The sequence below is a fragment of the Moorena sp. SIO2C4 genome, from assembly GCF_010672485.1.
Taxonomy (GTDB): domain Bacteria; phylum Cyanobacteriota; class Cyanobacteriia; order Cyanobacteriales; family Coleofasciculaceae; genus Moorena; species Moorena producens.
In genome coordinates this window covers 1-5,993 of the sequence record NZ_JAAHGN010000436.1, presented here as the reverse complement: position 1 = coordinate 5,993, position 5,993 = coordinate 1, and the positions used below count along the sequence as shown (strand labels likewise).

Genomic DNA, 5,993 nt, shown 5'->3' with positions numbered 1-5,993 from the left:
TACTAGATACAACTGTTAGGGAGTGTTCTTTTGGGGTGAGGTACAAAATCTTTGGTTTTAGGGAGTAGGGAGTAGGAAGCAGGGAGCAGGGAGCAGGGAGCAGGGAGCAGGGAGCAGGGAGCAGGGAGCAGGGAGCAGGGGATTATTTTTATAACTGAATAATATCCAATTTAAATGGGCAACAGCTTACCAATTACTAATTACCCTCAATCATCCCATTAATCAGTAACGCCTGTTTTTTATTGTATCTTTATTTTTTGTATTGATGGTATTTTAGCTATTATTTTTATGATTTAAGTAATTTCTTTTAAAGCGTTTTTTTGGTAATAAATAAAAATGTTATATAGGTAAAAATACGGTTTTTTATTAGTAGTATTAGATAGTAATAAATTCATAAATCGCTATTCCCTATTCCCTATTCCCTATTCCCTACTCCCTATTCCCTACTCCCTACTCCCTACTCCCTAAGACTACCGTATAATAATATAATAGATAAAGCCTAGTCTTGATTCCCACTGTCAGCCAATCTATTATGCTTAAAAGTTCTTTGCCAAAATCCTCTCTGAGGACTGAGCAACCTCCAGACTGTGAGATATCCCAGTTATCCCCTACTTCCTTGACCCTGATCGCTGATTTCTTTAAAGTCTTATCTGAAGTAAGTCGCTTGCAGATTATCTGTTGTCTGAAGTCCGGCTCAAAAAATGTTAGTCAAATTATCGAAGAAACAGGCTTAGGTCAAGCCAATGTATCCAAGCATTTAAAAATCCTGGCTAAAGCAGGGATTGTAACTCGCAATCAACAAGGAATCAATGTCTTCTACCAAATAGCTAATCCCTTTATCTTTGAGCTATGTGAGCTAGTGTGTGATTCCCTGTCACTGCAAATAGAGCAACAACATCAACAGCTAGAGCAACTCAAAGCGATGCAGCAATCTTTTTAGTGACCTTGGTAATTGGTAATTGGTAATTGTGATTACTCCCGAACTATTGCCCATCATTCAACTCCAATTCCCCTCCCGTTATACCCGTTCGCGCAGCGTCGGGCTTTGCCCGAAAGGGTTAGCGGGAGATGGGGCAAACAGCTATGGGTTGACGTAGTGTCTCGAAAGGAGAATCGCTACGTCAACGCACACATACTTGATAATTAATCCTTGATAATTAATCGCTCTTCTATAGCTTTCCAAGGATTCCCTAAAAGCCAAGACAACACCCCAGTAAGAAATGCGATCGCAAACCATACCCATGACCGATATATTATAATAACCACAGACAGGATAGCAATCAGCAACAAGGCTACTTGCACTACCAGGGAAATCAACTTCTGGCGACTACCATCACCCTTTTTAATCCCTGATGATTGGCTAATCTGTTGCCACCAATAAAATAGTTCTAAGGATTTATTCAAGACTTGATAGATCAAACTACTACCGAAGCCTGGAGTGCGATCGCCTAATACAGTGATCAGCATATCTCGCAGAATCAGGGCAGCTCGGGTAGCGAGATTTGTGAGGATAGTACTGGGAATATCATTTGAGAATGTCTCTGAACCCACCTGGTAATGGTTGAGAAAGAACTTTTCTTTACCCTGGGGTAAGGAGTCAATGCTTTTCCTAGCTAATTCCTGAGCTGCTAGTAGACTAATGGTTTCACTAAAACTACCCTCAACTAGACTATACTGGGGTATTGTGGTTTGACTTGTGGTTAGACTATCGTTAGGAGCAGCAGGTTGAACTCGCTGGTTACTCCACTCTAGTTGTTCAGAAATTTCATCTTCAATCACATTCTGTAGGTCAGTGCTGAGAATATCACGATGTCCTTCCAAGACTAAATCATCCAGTATTGTTTTAATATCAGCTTCAGAAAGATCTGGATTAGGAGTTGCCAGCTTACGTAGATGATCTTTAATTTTATCCTGGTGATCAGCCGTAGCGTTAGGGAAAGACTCTTGAATTAAAAAATCTAAGTACTGTTCTTTAAACTGATCAAATTCTTCTCCCGCTTCAGGAATGTTATATTCTTGAGCTTGTCGTTTCAAAAAATTAGGAAACTTAGCAATACCTTCAGGAGTAAGTAAAGCTTCCACTATCCGGTTTAATCCGTCTAAGCGCCCCCACATAATATCATTGGAACGCCAAGACTTTTTAAAGAAACCGCCAAAAGCATTTAAGGTATTTCCCGCGAGTTTACTATCTAATTTTTGCCCTTTACCAAAACCTAGCTGAGCATCATCTGGACTAATCCGAATCGTCTCGATCAGGTCTTTTTCCTCAATTTCAGATAGATACTCAAAGGGATACAGAACTTGATCGAGTTCTCGAAATCGTTTAAAACGAGTCAATATTTCTTCAGACTGATTTAGCCCACTTAGTTCAATGAATTTTTCTGATGCTTCCTCTATCTTGCACAAAACGGAGGAGTATTGTTTTCCATTATTTTCATTATCGTTATCTTTATATTTTTCAGCAAGCCAGATTTTTTGAAGTTGATTTGGTTCTTGCTCTAGTTGATTAACTTTTTGCTGAAATTGTTCAAAAATGCTGGAAATTAGTGGCTGGGGCAACCAGTCCATGGTGGTTTTTCCAACTGTCTGGGTTTCAGATTTAGCAGCTAATTGTTCTGCTGCTTCTGGTAATTTTTGCAATAAATAGGCTGGGACTTTTTCTAAATAAGATTGCTGATGGTTTTGTGGTACAAATTCTGCTAGCCCCTCAGCATCGAGCAAGAAACGGTATAACCGGAGTAGACGGTTGTAAATCTGACTACGCAGATTATCCGTAGACTCTGAACTTTGATTCGTTTGAAAGGATGATATCAGGTCATAGAAGGATTGACTAACCTGGGGATGATTCAACAGCTTAGTTAATGCCATCTTAAGGACTTCTAGGAGTTTAATGTGACGACCTAGCCTTAAGGCTAGGGATTGGAGCGTTTTATACTCTGATAATGATGGATCCTGATTCATCAACTGACAAACTTTTTTAACGATATAGAAGTGCTTCCTTAAGGCATATTCGATATCGAGATTGCTAATCTGTTGACTAGGGTCTTGGAGAATAATGTCGTGATTTTCCCGTTTTTCCGGTTCAGTAATGTGTTGCGTCAGTAGCTTAGCTATTTGATCTAAAAGGACTTGCTTGTTTAAGGTTTCTTGGTAAGATTTGGTGCTACTGACTTGAGACATTCTCAAGACTAGAGGTAATGTGCGATCGCGTAAGCTAATCAGACGACTACGCCAATAAATTCCCGTCTCAACTGGGAGCGTTGTCTGTTGGGAGTTGTCAGCCTTAGCAAATAAGGGGGATTCCGCATCTGCTAGTAGAGACTGGTAGCGCTGGATTTTCTGGTTACGGTCTTTGATTAACCCCAAATCATTACTAATACTTTCATAGGTCGGTATTCCTAACAACGACTCCTGGATCACCTCCCAGACATCAGGCTTTGGCATCTGATTAAACTTTTGGCTGCCAGCAAAATTATCTGGACTGGGATCGATATAAAATAACTTGCGCTCAACTGGATAATAGTCGGCACGATAATACATTTCTTTGATGGTATAACTGAAAGGCCGATTATCTAGCACCCCTCCATCCACAAAGTGCAATTGATACCCACCGGTTGGAGGGGTTTCCGGTAACTTGCGATTGTTAAGGATTCCCCATTCTACTAACTTGGCATCGACCTGATTGCTAGGATTATCTAACTCAACGGTAACTACAGGGAAGGCAACTGGAAAACACGATGTAATGCGACACAGTTTTGCCAGAGCTTGATAGGTGTCTTTGACAGTGGAATGGTTTGGGTTTAAATTGGGATTAAAGGGCTCTTTGCGACCTTGACGGTGCTTGAGATGAAAGATAGTGCGGTGGTCTTTAAGATCAATCACCCGTCCGGTATCATCAAAAACGGTATCAACCCGTCCTATAACATCAGTTCCTGTCACAAATAAATCTAATTCATTAAACGAAGATACCCACTCGTCTGAGGGTGCTTTCTTTTTATTAATCTGCCCTTGTTCAAAGGCTTTAGCTAGGGCATCTTGATAGTAGCCCTTGCCATCTAAAATAGATTCCCCATCATTTTTACCTTGACTAAGGCTAGGTTGATGCATGAGCTTGCGGATGTTGCCATTTTCCCGCCAAATTTGGGCAAAGTTTTCAAAATCGATTACTTCATCCTGACTACTATTGGTCAAAGCGTAGCTAAGCAGAACCCCATTAATCCCTCCCGCTGACGTGCCTGAGAGAATATCAACAACAATATCAGAATCGGTGAGAGCTTTAACAAGTTTATAGATACCTCGACCGCGAACAGCATTATAAAATTCTCGGCAAACACCGTTCATATAAATGGCTAGAGAGACTCCACCATAAACCACTAGTCCTAAGCGCAGTTCTCTGCTAAATTCTGGCTTGCGAAAGTTTTGGCTAGACATAACATGGCTCTCCAATTAGGGACGTTACCGTGAGTTACTAGCTAAATAGTACTGAACTGCTGCTGACACAACCTGCGGAAATCATCCCCCCGATGTTCAAAGCTTTGGTATTGGTCAAAGCTAGCACAGGCGGGAGAGAGCAGGACAACACCCGCATTATACTGTTGAGCTAGTTCTGCTGCTCTTGGTACTGCCTTCGCCATAGTTTCCACAATTTCGTAACTGGAGTAGCCAGCTTCCTTAAGGCGTGTTGCAAAAGCAGGTGCAGCTTCACCAATTAGTAAGACAACCGCTGCTTTGAGTTTAATGGTCTCAATCCAACTGGTATCATCACCAGCTTTGGCTTCACCACCAGCAATTAGAATAGTCGGTGCAGCTACTGAGGCTAAACCGACTTGAGCCGCATCATAGTTGGTGGCTTTACTATCATTGATGAAGTCTATCCCCTGCCAGGTAATCACCTTTTCTAGGCGATGGGGCACACCAGGAAACTTGGCAATGGCGGATGCGATCGCATTTTTCTCAATTCCTGCCAATCGTGCTGTTGCCACTGCCATTAATAAATTTTGTCGATTGTGATCTCCGACCATCTGTAAGGATTTCACTGGCAAGATCGGTTCTGAGTCTGCTATCACCCAGTCATCTTGGATGTAAGCCCAAGGTTGAAAATTCCTGTCCCCCTGACCACCTGTGATACTGATCCAATAGGCATCAGGCCAGTAGTTTACGCCCAAATTACCCAGGTAAGGGTCATCCCCATTGATAACTTGTAACTGGGAGCGACGCAGTAAAGATGCCTTGATGTCATAATAGTTTTCCAGGGTTTTGTGGCGGCTGAGGTGGTCAGGGGTCAAGGTTGTCAAGACACCAATACGAGGAGCAAGGTCTTTGGAAGATTCGATTTGGTAACTACTGATTTCCCCAATTACCCAATCGATTGGGGATGTTTCCTGGGCTTTGCCATTGATTTCTGGTGCTAGCAGGAGTTCGCAAGCCGCATAACCGATGTTACCGCAGGCGGGGGCATGGAAACCAGCTTCTTGAAAAATAGCAGCAATCAGGGAGGTGGTAGTAGTTTTGCCGTTAGTACCAGTAACAGCTACCCATGGACAGGATTGGAGATAACGCCAAGCTAGTTCAATTTCCCCTATGGTTTCAATGCCTTGGGTCCTGGCCGCAACTAACACTGGTATATCCCAGGGAACACCAGGACTAACTACAATTAGCTGGGGTAAGTCTGAAGAGTCTAGGGTTAGGGAATAACCCAGTTTAAGGTTAATTCCGTCTCTGGCAAGCTGTTGTTGTTGGTGTTGCCAGTCTTCTGGGGTATAACGTGCAGCGATGCGTTCAGGGCTAGCGGCATCGCTGAGAGTGACATCCCAACCTTCTTTTCTTAGGAGTCTTGCGGCTGCAAGACCTGACCGTCCTAATCCAATAACATCAGCCTTAGGCATACTTTGATTGGTAGTGCATCTGATGGTTTGCCGTTTTAACTATACCAGTTATAGGGGTTTTAACTTGGGTAAGTTACTTACGCCCTTGGGATTTTAGAGAGTAGGGAA

Annotated in this window: 4 protein-coding genes; 2 read left to right on the top strand and 2 right to left on the bottom strand. The window is 42.5% G+C overall.

What is annotated here, in order from left to right:
* Positions 1-532: 532 nt before the first annotated feature.
* Positions 533-940 (top strand): ArsR/SmtB family transcription factor, encoded by a 408-nt coding sequence (locus F6K20_RS21250; protein ID WP_287251228.1) that lies wholly within the window; start codon positions 533-535, stop codon positions 938-940.
* Between the two features lie 19 nt (positions 941-959).
* The gene (locus F6K20_RS21245) at positions 960-1,097 is read left to right on the top strand and encodes a hypothetical protein (protein WP_154659748.1); all 138 of its coding nucleotides are present in this window, start codon (positions 960-962) and stop codon (positions 1,095-1,097) included.
* Between the two features lie 46 nt (positions 1,098-1,143).
* On the opposite strand, the gene F6K20_RS21240 is transcribed toward F6K20_RS21245, so the two are convergent.
* On the bottom strand, positions 1,144-4,431 hold the full coding sequence (locus F6K20_RS21240; RefSeq protein WP_287265539.1) for a patatin-like protein: 3,288 nt from the start codon (positions 4,429-4,431) through the stop codon (positions 1,144-1,146).
* A gap of 41 nt (positions 4,432-4,472) precedes the next feature.
* The gene (gene murD, locus F6K20_RS21235; RefSeq protein ID WP_008182378.1) at positions 4,473-5,885 is read right to left on the bottom strand and encodes a UDP-N-acetylmuramoyl-L-alanine--D-glutamate ligase; all 1,413 of its coding nucleotides are present in this window, start codon (positions 5,883-5,885) and stop codon (positions 4,473-4,475) included.
* Positions 5,886-5,993 lie beyond the last annotated feature (108 nt).

Coding starts and splice junctions, on each gene's coding strand:
- F6K20_RS21240 (WP_287265539.1), bottom strand. CDS start 4,431: ATGTCTAGCCAAAACTTTCGCAAGCCAGAATTTAGCAGAGAACTGCGC.
- murD (WP_008182378.1), bottom strand. CDS start 5,885: ATGCCTAAGGCTGATGTTATTGGATTAGGACGGTCAGGTCTTGCAGCC.
- F6K20_RS21250 (WP_287251228.1), top strand. CDS start 533: ATGCTTAAAAGTTCTTTGCCAAAATCCTCTCTGAGGACTGAGCAACCT.